Origin of the sequence: Klebsiella sp. 141198 (assembly GCF_050600785.1) — a bacterium.
Taxonomy (GTDB): Bacteria; Pseudomonadota; Gammaproteobacteria; order Enterobacterales; family Enterobacteriaceae; genus Klebsiella; species Klebsiella aerogenes.
Genome location: NZ_JAQIRM010000003.1, coordinates 125,216 through 148,096 on the forward strand (window position 1 = coordinate 125,216; position 22,881 = coordinate 148,096).

At 53.6% G+C, this 22,881-nt stretch carries 25 protein-coding genes, 1 other RNA gene and 1 pseudogene; 9 read left to right on the forward strand and 18 right to left on the reverse strand.

What is annotated here, in order from left to right; all coding sequences use genetic code 11:
• Window positions 1-73: 73 nt before the first annotated feature.
• Genes PGR10_RS10530 through PGR10_RS10545 form a run of 4 tightly spaced genes read right to left on the reverse strand, consistent with a single transcriptional unit; the run spans window position 74 to window position 4,116 of the window.
• Window positions 74-889 (reverse strand): HPr family phosphocarrier protein, encoded by an 816-nt coding sequence (locus tag PGR10_RS10530; RefSeq protein WP_430923443.1) that lies wholly within the window; start codon window positions 887-889, stop codon window positions 74-76.
• A 10-nt stretch (window positions 890-899) separates the two neighbouring features.
• Complete coding sequence (locus tag PGR10_RS10535) at window positions 900-2,312, reverse strand: PTS fructose transporter subunit IIC (RefSeq protein ID WP_087859907.1); 1,413 nt, start codon at window positions 2,310-2,312, stop codon at window positions 900-902.
• A gap of 10 nt (window positions 2,313-2,322) precedes the next feature.
• A complete protein-coding gene (gene pfkB, locus PGR10_RS10540; RefSeq protein WP_316424671.1) occupies window positions 2,323-3,237 on the reverse strand; it encodes a 1-phosphofructokinase in 915 nt (304 codons plus the stop codon).
• 24 nt (window positions 3,238-3,261) lie between these two features.
• Entirely contained in the window at window positions 3,262-4,116 is an 855-nt protein-coding gene (locus tag PGR10_RS10545) for a tagatose bisphosphate family class II aldolase (RefSeq protein ID WP_430923444.1), read from the reverse strand.
• Window positions 4,117-4,466: 350 nt separating this feature from the next.
• On the opposite strand from PGR10_RS10545, the gene PGR10_RS10550 reads away from it, so the two are divergent.
• Entirely contained in the window at window positions 4,467-5,270 is an 804-nt protein-coding gene (locus PGR10_RS10550) for a DeoR/GlpR family DNA-binding transcription regulator (RefSeq protein WP_162750129.1), read from the forward strand.
• Window positions 5,270-6,220 carry a sugar kinase gene (locus PGR10_RS10555; RefSeq protein WP_087859903.1) on the forward strand — a complete coding sequence of 317 codons (951 nt, stop codon included), beginning with the start codon at window positions 5,270-5,272 and terminating at the stop codon, window positions 6,218-6,220. The genes PGR10_RS10550 and PGR10_RS10555 overlap by 1 nt, the downstream gene beginning before the upstream one ends.
• Window positions 6,221-6,270: 50 nt before the next feature.
• On the opposite strand, the gene garD is transcribed toward PGR10_RS10555, so the two are convergent.
• On the reverse strand, window positions 6,271-7,842 hold the full coding sequence (garD, locus tag PGR10_RS10560; RefSeq protein ID WP_113373125.1) for a galactarate dehydratase: 1,572 nt from the start codon (window positions 7,840-7,842) through the stop codon (window positions 6,271-6,273).
• A gap of 503 nt (window positions 7,843-8,345) precedes the next feature.
• Here garD and garL point away from each other — a divergent pair.
• The 5 genes and pseudogenes from garL to PGR10_RS10585 all read left to right on the forward strand — a co-directional run bounded on the left by garL (window position 8,346) and on the right by PGR10_RS10585 (window position 12,401).
• Window positions 8,346-9,241: pseudogene (gene garL, locus PGR10_RS10565) on the forward strand (2-dehydro-3-deoxyglucarate aldolase).
• Window positions 9,141-10,031, forward strand: coding sequence for a 2-hydroxy-3-oxopropionate reductase (gene garR / locus PGR10_RS10570; protein ID WP_045394913.1), 891 nt, complete (start codon window positions 9,141-9,143; stop codon window positions 10,029-10,031). The pseudogene garL and the gene garR overlap by 101 nt, the downstream one beginning before the upstream one ends.
• Window positions 10,032-10,242: 211 nt before the next feature.
• Window positions 10,243-10,623, forward strand: an RNA gene (gene rnpB, locus PGR10_RS10575) — RNase P RNA component class A.
• A 357-nt stretch (window positions 10,624-10,980) separates the two neighbouring features.
• Complete coding sequence (locus PGR10_RS10580) at window positions 10,981-11,841, forward strand: mechanosensitive ion channel domain-containing protein (RefSeq protein WP_087859948.1); 861 nt, start codon at window positions 10,981-10,983, stop codon at window positions 11,839-11,841.
• Between the two features lie 149 nt (window positions 11,842-11,990).
• Complete coding sequence (locus PGR10_RS10585; protein ID WP_087859898.1) at window positions 11,991-12,401, forward strand: Spy/CpxP family protein refolding chaperone; 411 nt, start codon at window positions 11,991-11,993, stop codon at window positions 12,399-12,401.
• Window positions 12,402-12,433: 32 nt separating this feature from the next.
• Here PGR10_RS10585 and PGR10_RS10590 read toward each other — a convergent pair whose 3' ends face one another.
• Both PGR10_RS10590 and PGR10_RS10595 read right to left on the reverse strand, forming a co-directional pair.
• Window positions 12,434-12,595 carry a hypothetical protein gene (locus tag PGR10_RS10590; protein ID WP_087859897.1) on the reverse strand — a complete coding sequence of 54 codons (162 nt, stop codon included), beginning with the start codon at window positions 12,593-12,595 and terminating at the stop codon, window positions 12,434-12,436.
• Between the two features lie 22 nt (window positions 12,596-12,617).
• A complete protein-coding gene (locus PGR10_RS10595) occupies window positions 12,618-13,319 on the reverse strand; it encodes a pirin family protein (protein ID WP_430915044.1) in 702 nt (233 codons plus the stop codon).
• Window positions 13,320-13,423: 104 nt separating this feature from the next.
• Here PGR10_RS10595 and PGR10_RS10600 point away from each other — a divergent pair, with 104 nt between their 5' ends.
• Entirely contained in the window at window positions 13,424-14,320 is an 897-nt protein-coding gene (locus tag PGR10_RS10600) for a LysR family transcriptional regulator (RefSeq protein ID WP_045377888.1), read from the forward strand.
• 38 nt (window positions 14,321-14,358) lie between these two features.
• Here PGR10_RS10600 and PGR10_RS10605 read toward each other — a convergent pair whose 3' ends face one another.
• From PGR10_RS10605 to PGR10_RS10615, 3 genes are all read right to left on the reverse strand, one after another.
• Window positions 14,359-14,727 (reverse strand): DUF805 domain-containing protein, encoded by a 369-nt coding sequence (locus PGR10_RS10605; RefSeq protein WP_087859895.1) that lies wholly within the window; start codon window positions 14,725-14,727, stop codon window positions 14,359-14,361.
• Window positions 14,728-14,852: 125 nt separating this feature from the next.
• Complete coding sequence (locus PGR10_RS10610; RefSeq protein ID WP_087859894.1) at window positions 14,853-15,839, reverse strand: glutathione S-transferase family protein; 987 nt, start codon at window positions 15,837-15,839, stop codon at window positions 14,853-14,855.
• Between the two features lie 74 nt (window positions 15,840-15,913).
• A complete protein-coding gene (locus PGR10_RS10615; protein ID WP_015703571.1) occupies window positions 15,914-16,306 on the reverse strand; it encodes a DoxX family protein in 393 nt (130 codons plus the stop codon).
• Between the two features lie 276 nt (window positions 16,307-16,582).
• Here PGR10_RS10615 and PGR10_RS10620 point away from each other — a divergent pair, with 276 nt between their 5' ends.
• Window positions 16,583-17,530, forward strand: coding sequence for an Rpn family recombination-promoting nuclease/putative transposase (locus tag PGR10_RS10620; RefSeq protein WP_430923445.1), 948 nt, complete (start codon window positions 16,583-16,585; stop codon window positions 17,528-17,530).
• A gap of 8 nt (window positions 17,531-17,538) precedes the next feature.
• On the opposite strand, the gene PGR10_RS10625 is transcribed toward PGR10_RS10620, so the two are convergent.
• The 8 genes from PGR10_RS10625 to PGR10_RS10660 form a co-directional block, all read right to left on the reverse strand.
• Window positions 17,539-17,835: a YqjK-like family protein gene (locus PGR10_RS10625; RefSeq protein ID WP_015703570.1), complete on the reverse strand. Its 297-nt coding sequence runs from the start codon at window positions 17,833-17,835 to the stop codon at window positions 17,539-17,541.
• Complete coding sequence (locus PGR10_RS10630) at window positions 17,832-18,230, reverse strand: phage holin family protein (protein ID WP_015369572.1); 399 nt, start codon at window positions 18,228-18,230, stop codon at window positions 17,832-17,834. The genes PGR10_RS10625 and PGR10_RS10630 overlap by 4 nt, the downstream gene beginning before the upstream one ends.
• A gap of 2 nt (window positions 18,231-18,232) precedes the next feature.
• Complete coding sequence (locus tag PGR10_RS10635; RefSeq protein WP_015369573.1) at window positions 18,233-18,538, reverse strand: DUF883 family protein; 306 nt, start codon at window positions 18,536-18,538, stop codon at window positions 18,233-18,235.
• 25 nt (window positions 18,539-18,563) lie between these two features.
• The gene (locus tag PGR10_RS10640) at window positions 18,564-18,932 is read right to left on the reverse strand and encodes a DUF1090 domain-containing protein (protein ID WP_047044796.1); all 369 of its coding nucleotides are present in this window, start codon (window positions 18,930-18,932) and stop codon (window positions 18,564-18,566) included.
• A 148-nt stretch (window positions 18,933-19,080) separates the two neighbouring features.
• A complete protein-coding gene (gene mzrA, locus PGR10_RS10645; RefSeq protein WP_162750128.1) occupies window positions 19,081-19,458 on the reverse strand; it encodes an EnvZ/OmpR regulon moderator MzrA in 378 nt (125 codons plus the stop codon).
• Window positions 19,459-19,466: 8 nt separating this feature from the next.
• The gene (yqjA, locus tag PGR10_RS10650) at window positions 19,467-20,129 is read right to left on the reverse strand and encodes a DedA family general envelope maintenance protein YqjA (RefSeq protein WP_015369576.1); all 663 of its coding nucleotides are present in this window, start codon (window positions 20,127-20,129) and stop codon (window positions 19,467-19,469) included.
• Window positions 20,130-20,455: 326 nt separating this feature from the next.
• Window positions 20,456-21,232: a transcriptional regulator ExuR gene (gene exuR, locus PGR10_RS10655; RefSeq protein WP_015369577.1), complete on the reverse strand. Its 777-nt coding sequence runs from the start codon at window positions 21,230-21,232 to the stop codon at window positions 20,456-20,458.
• A gap of 128 nt (window positions 21,233-21,360) precedes the next feature.
• Window positions 21,361-22,662 carry an MFS transporter gene (locus PGR10_RS10660; protein WP_015369578.1) on the reverse strand — a complete coding sequence of 434 codons (1,302 nt, stop codon included), beginning with the start codon at window positions 22,660-22,662 and terminating at the stop codon, window positions 21,361-21,363.
• Window positions 22,663-22,881 lie beyond the last annotated feature (219 nt).

A 22,881-nucleotide genomic window follows, 5' to 3' on the forward strand; every position in this document is an offset into this window, starting at 1 on the left:
GTTGAACAGGGTGTCTTACTGGCAAAAAAAACGCCCTGACCAACACGGCAGAGCGTTTTTAATTAATTGAAAATTAACTGAATAACCGGGACAGCCAGCTGCGTTTGCTTTTTTCTGCCGCCTGAGAGACCTGCTGCGGTTGGGCGGCGATCTCGCCGAGCCCGGCGTTAAAGGCGTCGCCAATTGCTTTCAGCGCCTGATGCGCATCGCTGCCGCTGGCCATAAAGTGCAGACGATGACCCTGTTTGGCGCCAAGCGATACGACGCGTATCAGATTTTTGGCATCGACAATTGACGATCGAGTATCCAGGTTTTCGACCTGGATTTGCGACTGCCACTGCTTGACGGCTTTCACCAGTACCGCGCTGGGCCGGGCATGCAGGCCGTGCGGATTGCGCAGCGTAAAGATTGCCTCTTCATCAAAGCGCGGCGGCGGTTCCGGTTCTTCGCCTTGCGCCGGCGCGATATCGCCGGCAAGTATCTCCAGCACCGCCTGCGGAGTATCGGCCCGCGACAGCGCGGCGGGCACCCGATCGTCGCCTAGCGCATGAGTGAGCTGGCGTAAGATATCGAGATGTTCGTTGTCCTGTGCGGCGATACCAACAATCAAATAGGCGGTTTGCCCTTCGCCCCAGTCCACCCCCTGCGGACAGGCTAGCACCTTCACACCGGTTCTTAGCACCGCATCGCGGCTTTGCGGCGTGCCGTGAGGAATGGCGATGCCGTTGCCCAGATAGGTACTGATTTGCCCCTCGCGTTCGCGCATTCCCTCCAGATAGGCCATCTGTGTATGCCCGGCTGCGGTCAGGGAACCGACGACGCGCTGTAGCGCTTCATCTTTCGTTTTGACCTGATGGTCGAAATGAATGTCTGCGGAAGTCAGCTGCATAGTTCGCTCCTTATTTAATGGCGCCGGCAAGCGCCGTCGCTTCCTGAGTGCGTTTTTGCCACAACCGCCAGCATCCCAGCATGAGCGCGCCGCAGGCGGAGCCGGTAAGAATGCACAGCACCCACACCAGCGGTTTGCTGACCAGCGGTAGGATCAAGAAGCCGCCGTGCGGCGCCGGGACCTGAATATGTAGGCTGTAGCTGAGGACGGCCGAGATTGAAGAGGCGATCATCATCATCGGGATCACCCGTAGCGGATCCTTAGCGGCAAAGGGAATCGCGCCTTCGGTGATGTGCGTGCAGCCGAGGATATAGTTCACCATCCCGGCGGCGCGCTCTTCTTCGCTAAAGCCTTTAGGGAAGAACGTGGTTGCCAGCGCAATCACCAGCGGCGGGGTAATGCAGGCAGCGGAGACGCCGGCCATAAAGAAATAGTTGCCCTGTCCTAGCAAGAGCGTTCCGGTGACATAGGCCGCTTTATTGACCGGGCCGCCGAAGTCGAATGAACACATTGCCCCGACCACAATCCCCAGCAGAATGGGATTGGCTTCTTGCAGAGAGCTAAGCCAGTTCATCATGCCGTTGTTGATCGCCGCCACCGGTTGGCCAAGTAGCACCATCATCACGCCAATCACCAGTACGCCAATCAGCGGCATAATAAAGATCGACTTTAGTCCTTCGTACTGACGCGGCAGGCCGTCGAGCAGGCGGCGGATAAGCAGCATAAAGTAACCGGCGGCGAAACCGGCGATGATCCCGCCGAGGAACCCGGCGCCGGTGGCGTTTGCCAGCAGGCCGCCGACAAACCCGGCGACCATCCCCGGACGGCCGGAAATGGACCAGGCAATGTAGGCCGTGAACACCGGTACCATGATCGAGAACGCCTGCTGGCCGACTTTCATCAGGGTGGCGGCAATCACGTTGTACTGCGCTGAATTTGGATCGGCGGAGTAGATACCCCACAGGAAAGAAATGGCGATTAAGATCCCGCCGGCCACCACGAAGGGCAGCATATTGGAAACACCGCTCATCAGATGTTTATAAATCTGCCGGCCGAATGATTCCTGCTCATATTTCTCCGCAGGATCCGCTGTGGCGGAAATCCCCTGACGGCGTTGCGCCTGACCGCTGACGACTTTATTAATTAATTCTGCCGGATGATGAATGGCCTCTTTAACCGGCACTTCGATGACCGGCAAACCATTAAAACGTTCGGCATTAACATCTTTATCGGCAGCGATAATAACACCATAAATATCTTTCAGATCTTCCGGTGTAATGACATTCTCTACCCCGGAAGCGCCGTTGGTTTCAACTTTGATCTCAACGTTTAATTTTTTTGCTGCGGTCTTTAAGGCTTCTTCAGCCATAAATGTATGGGCAATACCTGTAGGGCAGCCGGTAACGGCAATAATCTTTTTCATAATCGGACCTTTATAATTGGACGATCTGAAGTTGTTGTAATAATTCTTGTGTACGGTTTAATTTGCCAAGCCCGGCGGAGGCGGCAACATCGGCGCCGGTGGCGCTGGCCAGCGCCAGAGCGGGAACGACATCATCTTCGTTAAGCCATTTACTCAGGAATGCTCCCAGCGCGGCATCGCCGGCGCAGGCCGAGCTAACCAGTTTGATTTTCGGCGCCGAGCAGAACCACAGTTGCTCGCCGTTTGAAAAGTAGAGCCCCTGCGCGCCCAGGGTGAGCAGCACGTTTCGGGCCCCGAGCTGATGGAGCGTGCGCATTGCGTCATGTACCTGCTGCGGGCTGCCGACGTCGAGATCGAAGATCTCTTTGAGTTCGTCGTCATTGGGTTTAATCAATAGCGGGCGTAGCTCGAGCAACTGCCGCAGCGCCGGGTGGCTGATATCTAAAATAACTTCACAACCTTTTTGCTGACACAAGGCCATTATTTCGCTATAGAACCGGCTTTCAATTCCCGGCGGCAAACTGCCGCTGATTACCAAATAATCACCGGGTTCGACGCACTGTAAATGATGAATAATTTGCTCTTTGCCTTCATCATTAATACGAGAGCCGGGATTTACTAACTTATATTCTTCATGTCCGTCATTAATAAAAACATTAATACGGGTGGGTTCGGCGACCCATGCCGGAGTCACTTTAATATGCTGTCTGCGCAGCTCTTCGACTATATAGCGGCCAGTAAAACCGCCAAATATACCCATGACGTGGGTGGGCTGTAGGTAATGATCTAATACCAGCGAAACGTTCACCCCTTTGCCATTTGGGCAATATTCCGTCTGCCGGGTGCGGTTGACGGCCGCAGGCCGAAGCGGATCGCAAAAGATATTCATATCGATCGCGGTATTCAGTGTCAGGGTATGGATCACGACATTGCTCCTTCGATCCGCGGATTATAGTTGCCCTTCGCAGCCACAAACGTGAATCACTTTGCGGACAACCTCTTTCATTGCCGCTTTCGCCGGCGTCATATAGTGACGCGGATCGTTGGCGCCCGGATTTTCCAGGAAGTAGGTTTTCAACGCATCAGAGAAGGCGATTTTCAGTTCGGTGGCGACGTTGACTTTGCAGACGCCCAGAGAAATGGCGCGGCGAATATCGCTATCCGGGAGGCCAGAAGCGCCGTGCAGTACCAGCGGAACGTCAACGCAGTCGCGGATGGCGGCCAGGCGGTCAAAATCAAGTTTCGGTTCGGCGGTGTAGAGCCCGTGCGCGGTGCCGATGGCGACGGCCAGCGAATCAATACCGGTACGGGCGACGAATTCACGGGCCTGTTCCGGGTTGGTATAGAGCGCATCTTTGGCATCAACCACCAGATCGTCTTCCACGCCCCCCAGTCGGCCCAGCTCGGCTTCCACGCTGGCATCGTAGCGATGACTTAATTCCACCACGCTTTTCACCAGCACTACGTTTTCTTCGAACGGTGAATGAGATCCATCGATCATGACTGAGCGAATGCCCGCCTGAACTTTGTGCGTGATGTCGACCAGATCCTCGTGATGATCGAGGTGCAGGGCGAGCGGGAGATCCCATATTTTCGCCAGATCGCGGGCGATCGCCACCACATTGCCGGTGCCGGCATAGCTGTAGGTTCCCGGCGTGCCGGCGAGGATCAGCGGCGAGCGGAGCTCGGCTGCCGTTTCCACCACCACCTGCATGGTTTCAAGGTTATGAATATTGAAAGCGGGGACCGCGTAACCATGACGCTGGGCCTTTAACAACATGTTTTTACTGGAAATGATGTACATTCTAACCCTCTATTTTCAATTTGTAAGTAATTAGCTCAATCAAACCTTCAATTTGAAAGTAATGTAACGATCGTTTCCGCGTTTAGGTGTGATCCATCGCACACAATGGGGAATTGATTTTTAAAATGAAAGTTAATAATCTTTTTTATGTTTCTTTTTTAAAATATAAATGAAGCAATAGGGTGTTGTTATCTATTTGAATTTTATTGTCTTTATTGATTTTTATTCACGGGGATAACTGGCGTGGTTTGACATTACGATGGGGAAATTTAAAAATGAAAGTTATTCCAGGAGAAAATAAAAAGGCATAACCCGTGGCAAAACCGTCAACCAGCCTGCTGAAAAGGCGCTTGGACATCGCGGAGATCGTTCGTAAGAACGGCGAGATTAAAGTCGACGATCTGGCTGAAATGCTGGCCGTTTCCGGAGTGACAATTCGTAACGATCTTAACTATCTGGAGCAGCAGGGGTATCTGAAGCGTTCATTCGGCGGGGCGATTTACACGGCTCAGGCCGGCACGCCGGTCGCTACGGTTCGCGACGCTCCACAGGTGACGGACAAAGCGCTGGAAACGGAAATGGCGCGTCAGGTGGCGGTGCAAATTGAAGATAGCGAAACGCTATTTTTAGGCCAGGGTTCCATTTTGCGTAAAGTGATCCCGTTTCTGGCTAACAGTGAGGAACTTTGCCTGCTGCTTAACGATCTGGCCCACGTTGCGCTGGCGCAGGAGTTCCTGAATGGGGAAACGGTGCTGCTCGGCGGCGTGCTTGGCGGCAACGGGCGGATAGTCGAAGGTGATTTGGCGCTGAAAGCGTTAGGCCATTATCGGCCATCACGCGCGCTGATTGCGGTTGATCACGTCGCTGAAGACGGCACCCTGAGCGTACGCAACGAAACTAGCGCTCGCCTGCTGAGCGAAGCCGTGGCGCAGAGCGAGCGGGTTATCGCGGTTGTTGCTTCCCGTCCGGTCTATGGTGAAAAACGCTATGCCATCGGCGAACTTCAGCAAATGAGTAGCGTGGTGACGCCGCAGGTTGTCGCCGCGGAATATCATGCCCGTTTCCTCGCCGCGGGTTTAACTAACAGCTACACCAACAATGAATGCCTGACATGGCTCAACACGGCTTTGCAGAAGACAAACCAGGAGCGGTGATGAACGTAACCATTTGCACCATCGGCGAGCTGCTGGTGGAATTTCTCGCCAAGGAAGAAAATCAGGGATTTTCCCGCCCCGGTGAATTTTGGGGTCCCTATCCCAGCGGCGCGCCGGCAATTTTCGCCGATCAGGTGGCGAAACTGGGTTTTGGCTCCGTGCTGTTTAGCTGTGTCGGTAGCGACGCATTTGGCGAAATGAATATTGCGCGGCTGGAGAAAGATGGCGTTAACGTTAACGGCATTGCCATGCTGCATAAAGCGACAACCGGCAGCGCGTTCGTCAGCTATCGTAGCCAGGCGCAGCGCGATTTTATTTTTAATATGCCTAACAGTGCTTGTGGTCTGCTGACTGCGGACCACATCGACGAGGGGCTGCTTAACCAGTGCCAGCACTTCCACATTATGGGGTCATCGCTGTTCTCATTTCGCATTATCGATGCGATGCGTAAAGCGATTGAAAACATTAAAGCACGCAACGGCACGGTGTCGTTCGATCCTAATATTCGCAAAGAGATGCTGAATATTCCCGAGATGTCGCAGGCGTTTGAATACATTCTCGATTACACCGATATCTTTCTACCAAGCGACGGTGAACTGGACTACTTTGGCCTGAATCCGGGGCGAAATGAGCAGGTGCTGGTTGATAAGCTGCTGAAACGCGGTGTTAAACACGTGGTAATTAAACGCGGCCCGCGTGGCGCGAGCTACTTTAGCGCCGCTGAAACACACCACGTCGCCGGCTTTAACGTGCCGGTTGTCGATCCGACTGGCGCAGGCGACTGTTTCGGCGCGACCTTCGTTAGCCTGTTCCTCAGCGGCGCCTCGCCGCAGGAAGCGCTGAAATGGGCAAACGCCAGCGGTTCACTGGCGATCGGTCAGCGTGGCCCCATGGAAGGCACTTCGACGCAGGCGCAAATCAAAAACTTTTTGGCAGCGCAACACAACTAATAATAAGCCCGGATTTTCCGGGCTTATTATTATAGTTGGACGGGGGCATATCACGTCACCGGCGCCGGGTTAAACACCGCCAGCTGGTTATGCAGACCCCATTGATCGGAGAAGGTTTTCTTACGTCCGCTGGCGACGTCGAGAATGAACTCGAACAGTTTCAGCCCGACATCCTCAATCGTCTCTTCGCCGGTTGCGATGGTACCGGCATTGATGTCCATTAAGTCATACCAGCGGTTGGCAAGCTCGGTACGGGTCGCCATTTTAATCACCGGGACCGCCATCAGCCCGTAAGGGGTGCCGCGCCCGGTGGTGAACACCTGAACGGTAATGCCGGAAGCCACCTGTTGAGTGCCGCAGACAAAATCGCTGGCCGGCGTCGCCGCATAGATAAGCCCGCGTTTCGTCGGGCGCTGACCCGGCGAAAGGACTTCGACGATGGCGCTTTTGCCTGATTTGGCAATCGAACCCAATGCTTTTTCCACTACGTTCGCCAGACCGCCTTTCTTATTGCCCGGTGACGGGTTGGCGCTGCGGTCGGTTTTCCCCAGCTCCAGATAGTTATCATACCAGGCCATCTCTTCCAGCAGGCGCTTGCCAACTTCTTCGTTGATGGCTCGCGGGGTTAACAGATGAATAGCATCGCGTACCTCGGTCACTTCCGAGAACATCACCGTCGCGCCGCAGCGCACCAGCAGGTCGGAGGCATAGCCCACTGCCGGGTTGGCGGTCACGCCGGAGAAGGCGTCGCTGCCGCCGCACTGCATACCGACGACTAATTCCGAAGCCGGGCAGGTTTCACGCTGGCGGGCGTTCAGCTTCGCCAGGTGGCGCTCGGCAACCTGCAGGATATCATCGACCATCGATTTAAAACCGACATGCTGTTCATCCTGCAAGCGCACTACGCTTGCGCTATCGACGGCGATCGGCTGCACGTCTTCGGTTCCCTGTAGCAGACGTTCCGGCTGCAGCTTTTCACAGCCAAGACCAACCACCATTACCTCGCCGCCAAAGTTGGGGTTCAGCGCGATATTGTGGATGGTGCGAATCGGCACGATGGCCGCCGGGGCGTTAATCGCCACGCCGCAGCCGTAGAGGTGGTTTAATCCCACCACGCCATCGACATTGGGGTATTTCGGCAGCAGGTCGCGTTCAATGATCTTGACCACATAATCCACCACGCCGGCGACGCAGTGCACGCTGGTGCTGATCCCCAGCAAATTCTTGGTTCCCACGCTGCCATCGGCATTGCGATACCCTTCAAAGGTGTATCCTTCCAGCGGCGGCAGCGGCTCGGGGACTTTAGTCGCCAGCGGTAGGGTGTTCAGCGGTGGGGCGGTCGGCAGTTCGACCAACGACTCATCAATCCAGCTTCCCTTTGGTATATCGCGAACGGCGAAGCCAATCACTTCGCCATAGCGGATGATTTCACCATGGGCAGGAATATCGACAAGAGCGACTTTATGGCCTTGCGGGATATGTTCAACGAGGGTCAGGCCATCCGGAAAACGCGTTCCGGCGGTTAAACCGCGATCGTTAACAATAATTGCCACATTATCAGTAGGGTGTACTTTTATATAAAACGCCGTCGGCGACTGTTGTCGAATTTCAATGTCAGCCATTGTCCAGTGCTCTCCAAACCGGTGCTAATAATAAAATAAAACGCTAATTAAATTTCTGCTTAGCAGAATGATGAAATAAAGAATGTCAGGAGTTATCGCGTTAGGATGTGATCTACGTCACTCCTTGCCGCGCCGGCCATGACACATAGATGGGTAATCCTGAGAACTGTGGATTAGCGCCCATGGCCTATGGCATTTGCATAACTAAAATGATTATTTAGGCATTTATATTGTGATTATGCATAGTGTCTGGTGGCGGAGGGCTGATTATACTGAGCCATGTTTTTGAGGAATCTGATATGTGAATAGATAGCTTAAAATAAATAGCTCGCTGAAAATAATAAAAGGTGTTCTGTGTCAGATGAATATTTAAATGATTCTGCATTGGGCCACAGAAAAGGAGTACCAGCCCGCTATTTAACTCTGCTAATTATATTGGTGATTGGCGAGATGAAACGTATAGAGCAGCAGAAGTAAGCAACGATTAACCCAAGGTAAAAATCATGGATAACGCAATTTTCCCGAACAAGTTCAAAGCCGCGTTGGCGGCTCACCAGGTACAAATTGGCTGCTGGTGCGCCCTGGCGAATCCGATTAGCACCGAGGTATTAGGACTTGCTGGTTTCGACTGGCTGGTGCTTGACGCGGAGCATGCACCGAATGATGTGACCACGCTTATCCCGCAACTGATGGCGTTGAAGGGCAGCCACAGCGCGCCGGTTGTGCGCGTGCCGACCAATGAACCGATTATCATCAAGCGCATGCTGGACATCGGTTTCTATAACTTCCTGGTGCCGTTTGTCGAAACCGCTGAACAGGCGGCGCAGGCGGTGGCATCAACCCGCTATCCGCCGGAAGGGATCCGCGGTGTTTCGGTTTCTCATCGCGGCAATATGTTCGGCACCGTGCCAGACTACTTCGCTCAGTCCAACAAGAATATCTCCATTCTGGTGCAGATTGAGAGCCAGACCGGGGTGGATAACGTTGATGCTATCGCTGCGACCGATGGCGTTGATGGCCTGTTCGTCGGTCCGAGCGATCTTGCTGCGGCGTTGGGCCATCTGGGTAACGCCGCCCATCCTGAGGTTCAGCGTGCTATCCAGCATATTTTCTCCAGCGCGAAGAAACACGGTAAGCCGAGCGGCATTCTTGCACCGGTAGAAGCCGATGCGCGTCGCTATCTGGAGTGGGGCGCGACCTTCGTCGCCGTCGGTAGCGATTTAGGCGTCTTCCGTTCAGCAACCCAGAAACTTGCTGATTCTTTTAAAAAATAATCACCAGGATTAAGAGAGAATATTATGACAATCAAAGTGGGTTTTATTGGCCTTGGCATCATGGGCAAGCCGATGAGCAAAAATTTGCTGAAGGCGGGTTATTCGCTGGTGGTATCCGACCGTAACCCTGAAGCTATTGCTGACGTGATTGCTGCGGGCGCAGAGACCGCGAGCACGGCGAAGGCCATTGCTGAGCAGTGCGATGTCATTATTACCATGCTGCCAAACTCTCCGCACGTGAAAGACGTTGCGCTGGGTGAAAACGGCATTATCGAAGGCGCGAAACCAGGCACCGTGGTGATCGATATGAGCTCCATCGCGCCGCTGGCGAGCCGCGAAATCAGTGAAGCGCTGAAGGCCAAAGGCATCGATATGCTGGACGCGCCGGTAAGCGGCGGCGAACCCAAAGCGATCGACGGCACCCTGTCGGTGATGGTTGGCGGTGACAAGGCGATTTTCGATAAATACTACGACCTGATGAAAGCGATGGCGGGATCCGTGGTGCATACCGGCGATATTGGCGCAGGCAACGTCACCAAGTTGGCCAACCAGGTGATTGTGGCGCTGAACATCGCGGCAATGTCGGAAGCGTTAACCCTGGCCACCAAAGCCGGCGTTAACCCGGACCTGGTGTATCAGGCGATTCGCGGCGGCCTGGCGGGCAGCACAGTACTCGACGCTAAAGCGCCGATGGTGATGGATCGCAACTTCAAGCCGGGATTCCGCATCGATCTGCATATTAAAGATCTGGCCAATGCGCTGGATACTTCTCACGGCGTCGGCGCCCAGCTACCGCTGACGGCGGCGGTGATGGAGATGATGCAGGCGCTGCGGGCGGATGGCCTGGGCACCGCTGACCATAGCGCTCTGGCGTGTTACTACGAAAAACTGGCGAAAGTGGAAGTCACTCGCTAACAAGATGGGCGCGTGCCTGCGCCCTGTTATGCTTACTTTTCGCAGCGCCGTCAGGCTACATCACCACGAACATTTTCTTCGTCCCAGACTCTTATAAACAAAGCCTTTCTGCCGGCGAGGGAAGGGTAAAAGCCATGATTGCCGCGAGGCTGGCGAGCGGAATGCGCTGTGCGGGGTGACAAAGGCGCGCGAACCCTCTATACTTCGCGCCGAAGCTGACCAGACAGTCGCCGCTTCGTCGTCGTCCTCTTAGGGGGAGACGGGCGGAGGGGAGGAAAGTCCGGGCTCCATAGGGCAAGGTGCCAGGTAACGCCTGGGGGGTGTCACAGCCCACGACCAGTGCAACAGAGAGCAAACCGCCGATGGCCCGCGCAAGCGGGATCAGGTAAGGGTGAAAGGGTGCGGTAAGAGCGCACCGCGCGGCTGGTAACAGTCCGCGGCACGGTAAACTCCACCCGGAGCAAGGCCAAATAGGGGTTCATAAGGTACGGCCCGTACTGAACCCGGGTAGGCTGCTTGAGCCAGTGAGCGATTGCTGGCCTAGATGAATGACTGTCCACGACAGAACCCGGCTTATCGGTCAGTTTCACCTATTTAATGTAAAAACCCCGCTCCGGCGGGGTTTTTGCTATCCGGAGGGTGGAACAAAGATGAATGACTGTCCACGACGCTATACCAGAAAGAAAGCGGCTTATCGGTCAGTTTCACCTTTTTACTATCTGGAACTCAATCCCATTACGTTTTTTTGATTTCAGCCCATTACAAACCTGTATTACTGGATATCCACTTTTAAACAGCTTTCTGGCTGCATTGCAGGCCGCTCTCATTGATACTGTCACGCTTTGAAAATGTATCTTCTATTCATTAATCTCAATCCCTCATTTGCAGCGGTCATCATTCAGCTTAATGGATAGCAGGTTTTAGGTATTATCCAGACAGGGCGGTGGACGTGAAAAATGTAGTGTTATTCCCCCAAATCAAAGCGGCGCTCGCCTGGCTTGTCGGCCATGGCGATACAATTATGCAGTTTGCGTGGAATATCGCGGCGGCGCTAATCATTTTGTTTGTTGGTAAGCTGATTTCGAAACTACTCGGCAAAACTCTCGAGAAAATTCTGCTGCGACGCAACGTAGATGCGACAATCGTCCACTTCTTCGCCGCGCTGGTGCGCTATATCACCATGGCTTTTGCGATTATCGCCGCGTTAGGCCGGGTAGGGATTGAAACCTCATCCATTATCGCCGTCCTTGGCGCGGCAGGTCTGGCCATTGGCCTGGCGCTGCAGGGCTCGCTGTCAAATTTTGCCGCAGGCGTATTGCTGGTGACGTTACGCCCCTTCCGCGCGGGTAACTTTGTGCAGGTGGGGGCGGTATCCGGTCTGGTACAATCGGTACATGTTTTTTCCACCACACTGCTGACTGTGGATAATAAAGAAGTCATTATCCCGAATGGTAAAATTATTGCCGATAGCATCGTTAACTATTCCCGCCATCCCTATCGCCGCATCGATCTCACGCTTGGGGTGGCATGTCATAGCCAAATATCACACGTTAAACAGGTGATCCAGACGCTTATCGATAATGAAAAGCGCATCGATCGTTCTCGCGGTACCACGGTTCGCCTGATCGAGTTGGCTCCTGGTTCGCTTAATTTTACCATTCGCGTATGGGTAAAAAATGCGGAGTATTGGGATACCTATTTTGATTTTCTGGAAAATATCAAAAATGCGCTCGATGAAAATAAAATCATGCTGGCTGCGCCGCGCATGGATATTAATTTAACGTCGCCGGATTTAGTGCGTATTCAATAAGCAAGAAGAATTTTATATTTCATATAATTCATTTGGTGAATGTATTATCTGAATATTTACACTGGTGAACATGCTTTTTTACACATCGTCATTATTGTTCAGGGAATAATAGAGCGTCTTATCACTACGTACTTATTCAGGATAACAAGATGAACAAACTTTCTCGGATGGTATTAATGACGGCTGCAGCCGCGGGATTCTCCATGGCGGCACAGGCTGCTGAGGTTAACGCCGCTCCGGCGCCGGCTCAGGATCCTATCGTTCAGCATTTAAAATTGAGCCAGGATCAGGTCGCTAAAATTAAGAGCCTGCATCAGGAAATGGAAAAGAACGTCCAGCAGGTTTCGCAGAAAGATATTAAAGATGGCGTTTTATTTGACGTGATCGATTCCGGTAAGTGGAATGAGAAAGCGGTGAAAGATCAGCTGGCGGCCTTTGGCAAGGTTGAACAGCAGGTGCGCTATTATCGCGTGAAGTACTATTTCGGTGTAAATCAGGTTCTGACGCCGGAACAGCGTACTCAGGTGAAAAAAGATCTCTCTCAGGCATTGAGCGAGTAATAAAGTCGGCCCCGTTATGGGGCCGATTTTCATCAGGCGGCGTTATCTTCGTCCTGCAACCGCGTTTGCGCATCTTCCACGATGGCTTCCAGTTCACTCAGCATCTCTTCATAGCCAAAGCCGATTGGGCTCATGGTTTCCACAGCGACTGGCTGGTCTAACGGTTGCGCCTTTTTGCTCTTTTTCTTGCTCACTCACAAACTCCCGGCTTCCTTGTTACACCGGTAAATCTATCAGCAAAGCGCGCAGCGGCGTATCGGCGACGAGGGTAATGTTAGCTTCGTCACGAATAAACGCGCCATCACCGCAGGTTAGTGCCTGTTTCTCTTCCTTTTTTGCCACGACATGTACCGTACCGTGAATCGACTGCAGATAGGCGCGCGGGCCGTGCAGTTGAACGCTAATCTCTTCACCCTTCGCCAGCTGCAGATGATGGATCCATACCTGTTGGCGCAGCTGTACACTGTCACCGCTGCCATCCGGTGAAGCCAGTAACTGGATTGACGAGTCGCTAACCGCGAGTTTCTGCACCAGCGGATTTTCGCGTTCCGGGCAGGCGTCGAGCCACAGCTGCATGCGCGTCAACGACTGCTCTTTACTGAGATTATGCTCACTGTAGCTGACCCCCGGTTGGGTGGAGAGCAGCAAGGCTTCACCAGCCTTTGCCTGTACGTGGTTGCCGTCGCTATCGCGGTATTCCGCTTCACCTTCCAGAATCAGATTCAGGATATCGACCTTTGGATAGGTACGCGGCTGAAATGACGCGCCCGGCGCCAGCACTTCTTGATTGAGTACGCGCAGCGAGGCGTAACCCAGCAATTTAGGGTCGAAGTAGTGGCCAAAGGAAAAGGTGTAGCGGGCCTGCAGCCAGCCGAAGTCTGCTTGACCGCATTGTTTGGCTGTTCGGGTTGTAATCATTTTCTTGACCTCTCTTTACACTAAATCAATGGTAAAGGTATGGACGCTGTATTGTTAGCCAGATATTCTGCCCGGTATGTTCAAAATTCCTGAATGAGAGCGAAATGGCGAAAGAGAGAGCATTAACGCTGGAAGCGTTACGCGTAATGGATGCGATAGACAGGCGCGGGAGCTTTGCCGCTGCGGCTGACGAGCTGGGGCGCGTGCCTTCGGCCCTAAGCTACACCATGCAAAAACTGGAAGAAGAACTGGATGTGGTGCTGTTTGACCGTTCTGGCCATCGCACAAAATTTACGAACGTTGGCCGCATGCTGCTGGAACGCGGGCGCGTGCTGCTGGAAGCGGCGGACAAGCTGACCACCGACGCCGAAGCGCTGTCGCGCGGCTGGGAAACTCACCTGACCATCGTTACCGAAGCCTTGGTTCCGACCACCGATCTGTTTCCGCTGATTGAGAAGCTGGCGACCAAATCCAATACCCAGCTGTCGATTATTACCGAAGTGCTGGCCGGCGCCTGGGAGCGGCTGGAGCAGGGGCGTGCTGATATTGTCGTCGCGCCGGATATGCATTTTCGTTCATCGTCAGAAATTAACTCACGTAAGCTCTATTCGGTGTTAAGCGTTTACGTCGCCGCGCCGGATCACCCGATTCATCAAGAGCCAGAACCGCTTTCCGAGGTGACGCGGGTGAAATATCGCGGCGTCGCGGTGGCGGATACCGCGCGCGAGCGCCCGGTGCTGACGGTGCAACTGCTGGATAAACAGCCGCGTTTAACCGTCAGTACCATTGAAGATAAACGCCAGGCGCTGCTGGCGGGGCTAGGGGTTGCAACCATGCCTTACCCGTTGGTTGAGAAAGATATTGCCGAAGGGCGTCTGCGGGTCGTAAGCCCTGAATATACCAACGAAATCGATATCATTATGGCCTGGCGCCGTGACAGCATGGGCGAAGCCAAATCGTGGTGTCTACGGGAGATCCCGAAACTGTTTGCCGGCAGATAACGGTAAGATGCGCTCCTCCGCCGCGAGGAGCGCGTAAATCAGTAGGAGTAGGGTTTTGGATTTGGCCCAAAGCGATTGTCGCCGGGCGTGCCGTTCTGGCAATTGAAAATCAAAATCACCAGCCAGCCGATGACCGGGATCAGCAGCAGCAGTAGCCACCACGCCGAGCGGTCGGTGTCATGCAGGCGACGAAACTGCACCGCCCACCAGGGTAAAAAAACCAGCACGCCGTAAATGGTCGTCAGGATGCCTTCACCCCCAGCACGCTGCCAGCCGAGCATCTTATCAATGATGCTGAGCACTGCGGTGAGAATGATGTTGACCAGAATAAACATCCAGTACTCTTTGCGCCGGGCGCGACCGCCAAAGCCAATATAGTTTCGTAATACTTTTAGATACCAGTCCATTTTCTCACGCCTTAGTTAACCATTAATCACTTGTTTTTAAAGCGATCAAAATAATCATAGGCGTGAATATCAAACTGGTAAATATCCGTTATCTGAATAAAAGGCGCCTTTCGGCGCCTTATCGATCAGCGGGAAAAGCGATCCCGCCCGTGCGGTTCGTTGAGATCCTGCAGCGGGCCCACGGAGATGATCCCCGTCGGGTTGATGGTTTTGTGGCTGCGATAATAGTGATTGCGGATATGCGGGAAATTCACCGTTTCCGCAATCCCCGGCATCTGGTAGATATCGCGCAGGAAACCGTACAGGTTGAGATAGTCGCTGATGCGGCGCTTATCGCATTTAAAGTGGGTGACATATACCGGGTCGAAACGAACCAGCGTTGTCCACAGGCGGATATCCGCTTCCGTTAACTGGTTTCCGGTCAGGTAGCGGTGCTGACCGAGGATCTGCTCAAGGCGTTCGAGCGAGGTAAACAGCGCGTCTACGGCTTCGTCATAGGCCTGCTGGCTGGTGGCGAAACCGGCTTTATACACCCCGTTGTTAACGTTGTCGTAGATCCAGCTATTCAGATCGTCGATCTTTTCTCGCAACGCCGGCGGATAATAGTCGCCCGCGCGCGCGCCCAGGCCATCAAACGCGGTATTGAACATGCGGATGATTTCAGCCGACTCATTGCTGACGATGGTCTGTTGTTTTTTATCCCACAGCACCGGAACGGTCACCCGGCCGGTGTAATGCGGATCGGCCTGCAGATAAAGCTGATAGAGGAACTGATGATGATAGAGCTGGTCGCCGGTCGCATCGGGGAAATCGTCGGCGAAGGTCCAGCCGTTTTCCAGCATCAGGGGATTCACCACTGAGACGGATATAAAGGGTTCTAATCCTTTTAACTTGCGCAGAATCAGGGTGCGATGCGCCCACGGGCAGGCCAGTGAAACATACAGGTGATAGCGGTCTTTCTCTGCGGCGAAGCCACCTTCGCCCGCAGGGCCCGGCGCGCCATCGGCGGTGAGCCAGTTGCGGAAGGCTGAAACGGAACGCTTGAACCGTCCTCCGGTGGATTTGGTGTCATACCAGGTATCTTGCCAGACGCCGTCGACTAATTGTCCCATTACTTCCTCCTTCAGATAGCAAAAGCGAGGAGATAGCCCCTCGCTTTTTTAGATTTTTACTCAGTATAGTGCGCTTACCACTTTTTATTCAGCACGCGGTCGATGCTGAATGCGCCCGGACCTGTCACGGCCAGCAGCAGATAACCACCAGCGATGGTCAGGTTTTTCATGAACATCAGCGAGTTCACGCCTTCAGCAAAGTTGCTGTGGAACAGGAACGCGGTCAGCAGGGTGAAGCCTGCGGTGAACAGCGCGGTAGTGCGAGTCAGGAAACCGAACAGAATCGCCAGACCGCCGCCAAACTCAAGCAGAATAGTCAGCGGCAGCAGCGCTCCCGGAACACCCATTGCTTCCATATACTGCTGCGTACCTGCATACCCGGTGATTTTTCCCCAACCAGCGGTAATGAACAGAATCGGCATCAGAATACGCGCTACCAATACACCAACATCTTCTAATTTTTTCATTTCTTACTCCAGAAAACCCAAAGGGCGGCGATTTCGTTTTTTAGTGCAATCCTGCGTGGTTACGCGGGCTTGCTGTCGATGGAGAGGATATTAGCGAGCTTGTGAGGGGATTGTTAGCAAGGAAAACTGTAGTTCTTTTTCAAAGTTTCTGAGCAATTGGTGCGATCGGTGAAAATATTTTCCGAGGCGCCTCGCAGCGTGCGTGGCTATCGGTTGTGGTGGCGGGGATAAAAGAGGATATCTGTCGCCAACTTATTTTTGCATAGACAGGATGTCATGAAACAATTCAGCTCTACGCCTCACGATGCGTTGTTTAAAACATTTCTCACTCATCCGGAAACGGCGCGAGATTTTCTCCAGATCCATCTACCGGAATCGTTACGTATGCAATGCGATCTCAGTACCCTGCAGTTAGAGTCCGGCAGCTTTATTGAGGACGATATGCGTGCGTTGTACTCGGATGTGTTGTGGTCAATTAAAACGCAAAGCGGAAGCGGATATGTGTACGCGCTGATTGAACACCAAAGCACGCCAGACAAACATATGACCTTTAGACTAATGCGCTATGCATTTGCCATAATGGCTCGTCATCTGGATGCCGGTAATGAACATCTGCCATTGGTTATTCCGATGTTGTTTTATCATGGGCGGATTACACCTTATCCCTTTTCGATGTGCTGGCTGGATAGTTTTGCGCAACCCGCGTTAGCACGGGAGATATATGGGGATAATTTTCCGTTGATTGATGTGACATCCTTCACGGACGATGAAATCCAACAGCATCGGCGTATAGCAATTTTGGAGTTCCTGCAGAAAAATATTCGCCAGCGCGATCTGAATGACCTGGTAGATCAACTTGTAGCCTTGCTGCTGCCGGGTTATACCACCGAGCATCAATTTAACGTGTTGATGAACTACATTGCCCGTTCCGGCCATTTGACCAGCCCTGGCAGATTTTTTCGTCAACTGGCGCAGGGAATGCCTGAACATAAGGAGCAGCTGATGACATTAGCAGAATGGTTTGAAGAGCGTGGGCGCACAAAGGGAAGAAAACAGGGTCGTGAAGAGGGGCGTGAAGAAGGTAGAGAAGAAGGTAGAGAAGAAGGCGAACGTCAGGCGACGCGTAAAATAACTCTTGCGATGCTTCGTAACGGCGTTGATAGCGCGCTGGTCAGTAAAACCACCGGTTTAAGCGAACAAGAGCTCAGCGCGCTGGCGCACTGAGCGAGCAATTAACGCGATGCGGACTGGCGCAGAATCCCTTTGACCATCCGCCAGGTGCTCCAGATGCCGAGGCCGCGTTTGCCCCAGCGGATTAAAAAGCGCGGATGGCGTACTGACCAGATAGCCATCACCCCGCTGCCGACCATCGCCCATGAACGCAGGTGTTTCAGCGTTTGCCAGCCGCGATCGATAGGCGAGGTGGCTTCCAGCCAGTGACGATGGCTGGCGGCCAAATCCAGCCGCTGTTGCTGGATTTGGCGCAGCAGCAGCGCTTTTCGCTGGTCGCGTTCCTGTTGGCCGCTCATCGACGATCGTCCTCAAGCAGCGCGCGATCGTTCGCCAGCTCGTCGCGGGTATGGCGTAAAAACGTTGAGCGGCGAGCTTTCCTGAGGGTCCAAATTCCCCCTATCAATGAGGCGAGTAACAGGACGCTGGTGGTCGCGATCATCACGTGCAGGCGGTACTGTGGATCGACGGCCCAGATGATCAGTACCAGCAGGCTCATCAGCCCAAAAGCGGCGAATAACAGCGTTAGCCCGAGCATCAGCAACAGCTGGAAGAGGTTCGCTTTCTCCTCTTCCAGCTCCACGACGACCAGGCGCAAGCGCGTTTCCACCATTTCGACCAGCAGCGTGATAATCCGCTGGCCGATGCCGAATACGCTCTGTCCCGGGCCCTGCGTGTGTTGAGAGTTTGCCATAATTAACGGCGCGACAGCAGTACGCCGACAACCAGCCCCACGGCTGCGCCAATGCCCACGCCGGTCCACGGATTTTCGCGGACGTACTCATCGGCCCGAGCGGCGGTTTCACGCGTCTGCTTGACGATGGCATCGCTGGTGTCGCTGAGACGCACACGGCTGTCTTTCAGTACGCTTTCCGCTTTGCTACGCAGTTTGCCGAGTTCTTCTTTCGATTTATCGGTGGAGGAGTTCAGTACTTCTTCCAGCGTGTCAGCCAGATTTTTCAGCTCAGCGCGTAGATCTTCTGCAACGTTATCTTTAGCCATCTTGTTCTCCTGTAGCGTTTACCAATTAATAATCGCGTGACTCAAGCGCTTTCAGTTCCTGCTGCGCTTCATCCAGTTTGCGTTCCCGTTTGCTAATTTTGTCTGCATCGCCTTTCTGCTTCGCCTCGCTCAGATCGCGCTGACGTTCGGCAACTTCGGCCTTCTGTTTAGCGATTTTCTGCTGATGTTCAGCCCTGACTTTGCTGTCGCTGCAGTTAGCGCGAACTTCCTGCAGCGCTTTGTTCAGGCCGTCTATGCGATGCTGATTATGGTGTTTTTCGGCATAGCTGATCTCCCGTTGGATGCTTTGTTCTTTTTCCTGACAAGGAGAGGCTGCGAAGGCGCTGGCGCTAAGTGAGGTCAGAGCCAGTAATAGTGCGATGCGGTAATTCATGGATTCTACCTTCCATTGTGTGAGGGGATATCGGTGATATACCCAATCCAGTCAACATTACAAGCCAGGCGGTTCCCGCAGTGTTAATAATAGACACGAAAGCGAGACTTCACCAAACCGTGCGAAAAGATTCGGAATTTTTGACGCGTTATCCCAAACGGCGCGGAGCATCGCGCAGGCGGGATAACCAGGCGGTGGCCGAATTTTCTTCATCCACCAGAGCAATAATATAACCGTGAGGCAGAGCTCGGCCCAATACTTCTTTTGCCGCGGCGCCCTGAGCATTGGAGTCGAATTTGATCAGCAGGCCGTCTTTTTGCGGCGTGATGCTCTTAAAACGGATGCCGTTGGCGTCAAGATGATGCCAGACGGAAAAACCGTCCGGCATAGCGACGCCCTGGCTGACGGGACGGATGGCCAGGGTGGACTCATGCTGACTGACGGTCAACCACAGCCAGACGATGGCGCAAAGCAGCAGTGAGCCGCCCAGCAGCCACCGCAGCTGGCGCCAGGAAGGACGTTTGATGACCATGCTCAGCTCCGACTGCTGTGTTTTTTCTTCCACAGTACAACCAGGGAGCCGATCAGACCAAAGACCAGCAGCGCAACCGGTAGCAGCATCAGACATGACATCAGCTGATCTTCATACTTCAGGAACACCGGTGTTTTACCCAGCAGATAGCCGAGAGAGGTAAGAATCAGCACCCACAGCAGGCCGCTCATCCAGTTAAAGAACTGAAAACGCGCGTTATTCAGACCAGAGATACCGGCGATCGTTGGCAGAAGCGTACGCACGAAGGCGATAAAGCGGCCAATCAGCAGCGCCGACAACCCGTGTTTGTGGAACAGGTGATGCGCTCGCTGGTGATAATGCGAGGGTAAATGCGAGAGCCAGTTTTGCACGATCCGCGTATTGCCCAGCCAGCGTCCCTGAATGTAGCTCACCCAGCAGCCGAGGCTCGCCGCCGCCGTCAGAAGCAGTAAGGTTTCCGGGAAGCCCATCGCCCCTTTGGCGATCAAAACGCCGACCAGCACCAGCAGGCTATCGCCCGGTAAAAACGCCGCCGGCAGCAAACCGTTCTCAAGGAACAAAATCATAAATAAGACAAAATAGAGCATGCCAATCATGGAGGGATTAGCGAGCGTTTCGTAATCCTGGGCCCATAAGGCATTCAGTAATTGGGTTAGTAGTTCCATTCACGATTCCTGGTACATCGGTTAACGGTACGTCTTATACATAGCGACTAGATTATTTTTAGAGTATGGCCGCTGTTGAGACGTTCTGATCGGATCCTTGATTAAACAGTAAGTAAACACTTACCTACAGAACGGCAAAATGCATCTAATTGTAACAAACTAGCTGACTTTCCGTCAGAGAAATTGCAGTTTGTTGCTGATTGATTTTGCGGGTTGCGTGGACGAGTAGCGAGAGGATTTACACAGGCTGACACTATATATGCTTTGCTTACCCTGTCGGGTTTGCGGGCAGAAAAAGAGGTTCTGCCCGTGGAGGGGATAATACGTTATTTTGCTCCGTTCGCCGCGGTATCGAGATGAACCACCGGATTTTCGGCAAACAGATAGCGATCGGCATTGAATTCAAAGTCATCGCTGGTTTCGTTAAACAGCATCAGCTTGGTATTCTCCAGATGTTGCCACATCGCCAGCTTCGCCGCATGAGGGTCTTTACGAATTAGCGCTTTGAGGATTTGGTCATGATCGTCGCACCAGTTATCGACGGTGCGCAGATCGATGTGATCGTGTAGTTTTTTCCAGTATGGGTTATGCACACGCTGGGTCCACATCTTCTCAACGATGGCGGCAAGGGCGGTATTCTGGGTGGCCAGCGCGACCTGGACATGGAACTGCAGGTCCCATTCGGAATCACGGAAACACTTCTCGTTGCGGGCTTTCTCCTGAATTTCCATTAGCTTCATGATGTCCTGTTTGGTCACCTGAGTCGCGGCGAATTCAGCGATATTGCTCTCAATTAACTGACGGGCCTGGAGTAATTCAAATGGGCCATAGTTGGCGAATTCCAGCGATTCATCCACCACCTGTTGGTATTTCGGGTGGTTGGAAATAACGTGGATGCCGGAGCCTTTGCGGACTTCAACATAGCCTTCGACTTCCAGCATGATGATGGCTTCGCGAACCACGGTGCGGCTGACGCTTTTTTCATCGGCGATGAAGCGCTCTGCGGGCAGCTTATCCCCTACAAGGTAGACGCCTTGTTCGATACGCGTCTTTAGCTCAGCGGCAAGCTGCTGATAGAGACGGCGCGGTTCACTGATTTCCATATTCGCTCCCGGAAGATGGCGACAATATTCGATTTGTTATACCACTTTTACGCGCTTTCCACCACTGGAAGGCATAAAAAAAGCCGCCTCAAAAAGGCGGCTTAGTCAGTGCACAATCATCTTGCGGTCTAGCTTTGCGTCACCGGTTTACTGGTATTGAGCGGCGTCGAGTCATCGTCGGCCGATTTGTTTTTCAGTACCGTCCAGATAACCAGCGCGCCGAGTAAGTCGAAGACCGCCAGCACCGCAAACAGCGGGCTGAAGCCGATGGTATCCGCCAGCGCGCCGACGACCAGCGCGAACATGGTGCTGGCCAGCCATGCGGCCATCCCGGTCAGGCCGTTGGCGGTCGCCACTTCGTTACGACCAAAGACGTCGGAAGAGAGGGTGATCAGCGCACCGGACAAGGCCTGATGAGCAAAACCGCCGACGCACAGCAGCGCAATCGCCACATACGGGCTGGTGAACAGGCCAATCATGCCAGGACCAATCATCAGCAGGGCGCCCATCGTTACGACCATTTTACGTGAGACGATAAGATTCACGCCAAACCAGCGCTGGAACAGCGGAGGCAAATAGCCGCCGACGATGCAGCCGAGGTCGGCGAACAGCATCGGCATCCAGGCGAACATGGCGATCTCTTTCAGGTTAAAGCCGTAAACCTTAAACATGAACAGCGGGATCCAGGCGTTGAAGGTACCCCAGGCCGGTTCTGCGAGGAAGCGCGGCAGCGCAATACCCCAGAACTGACGGTTACGCAGGATCTGCCACGGCGACATTTTCTTCGCGTTATTGGTCTGATGCTGAGATTCCTGGCCGCCGATGATGTAGTCACGTTCTTCATCGGTGAGTTTTTTCTGATCGCGCGGGTGTTTGTAGAAAATCAGCCAGGCCATCGCCCAGGCGAAGCTCAGAACCCCGGAAATAATAAATGCCATCTGCCAGCTATGCATGACAATCGCCCATACCACCAGCGGCGGAGCAATCATCGCGCCGATGGAAGAGCCGACGTTGAAGTAGCCGACAGCGATGGAACGCTCTTTCGCCGGGAACCATTCGGAGCTGGCTTTCAGACCGGCTGGGATCATCGCCGCTTCCGCTGCGCCGACCGCGCCGCGGGCCAGCGCCAGGCCGCCCCAGCTCCCTGCCAGCGCCGTTGAACCGCAGAATACCGCCCAGGCGATAGCAAAGAAGGCGTAGCCAATTTTGGTGCCAAGCACATCCAGCACATAGCCGGCAACCGGCTGCATAACGGTATATGCAGCGGAGTAGGCGGCGATGATATAAGAATATTGTTGGGTTGAAATGTGCAACTCTTCCATCAGCGTCGGCGCAGCCGCCGCTACGGTGTTACGAGTCAGGTAACCCAGCACGGTGCCCAGCGTCACCAGTGCGATCATATACCAACGTAACCCTTTAATTTTACGCATGTAAAACCTCATCGTTGTTGTCTCTCCGCAGCGTCTGAGGCCATCTTTCCCCTCGTTAAGAGGAGCAGGATGGGGAAACGGAGGGTTCAGGACGTGAACTGAACCTTGCCATCAGTGGTTAAAGTGAAACCGGCATCCCTACCGTTTAAGCCGATGTCATTCACACCGGTAATACATTCCGTCGGTTTATATGTTGCGACGGCAGAAAGATAACTTGTC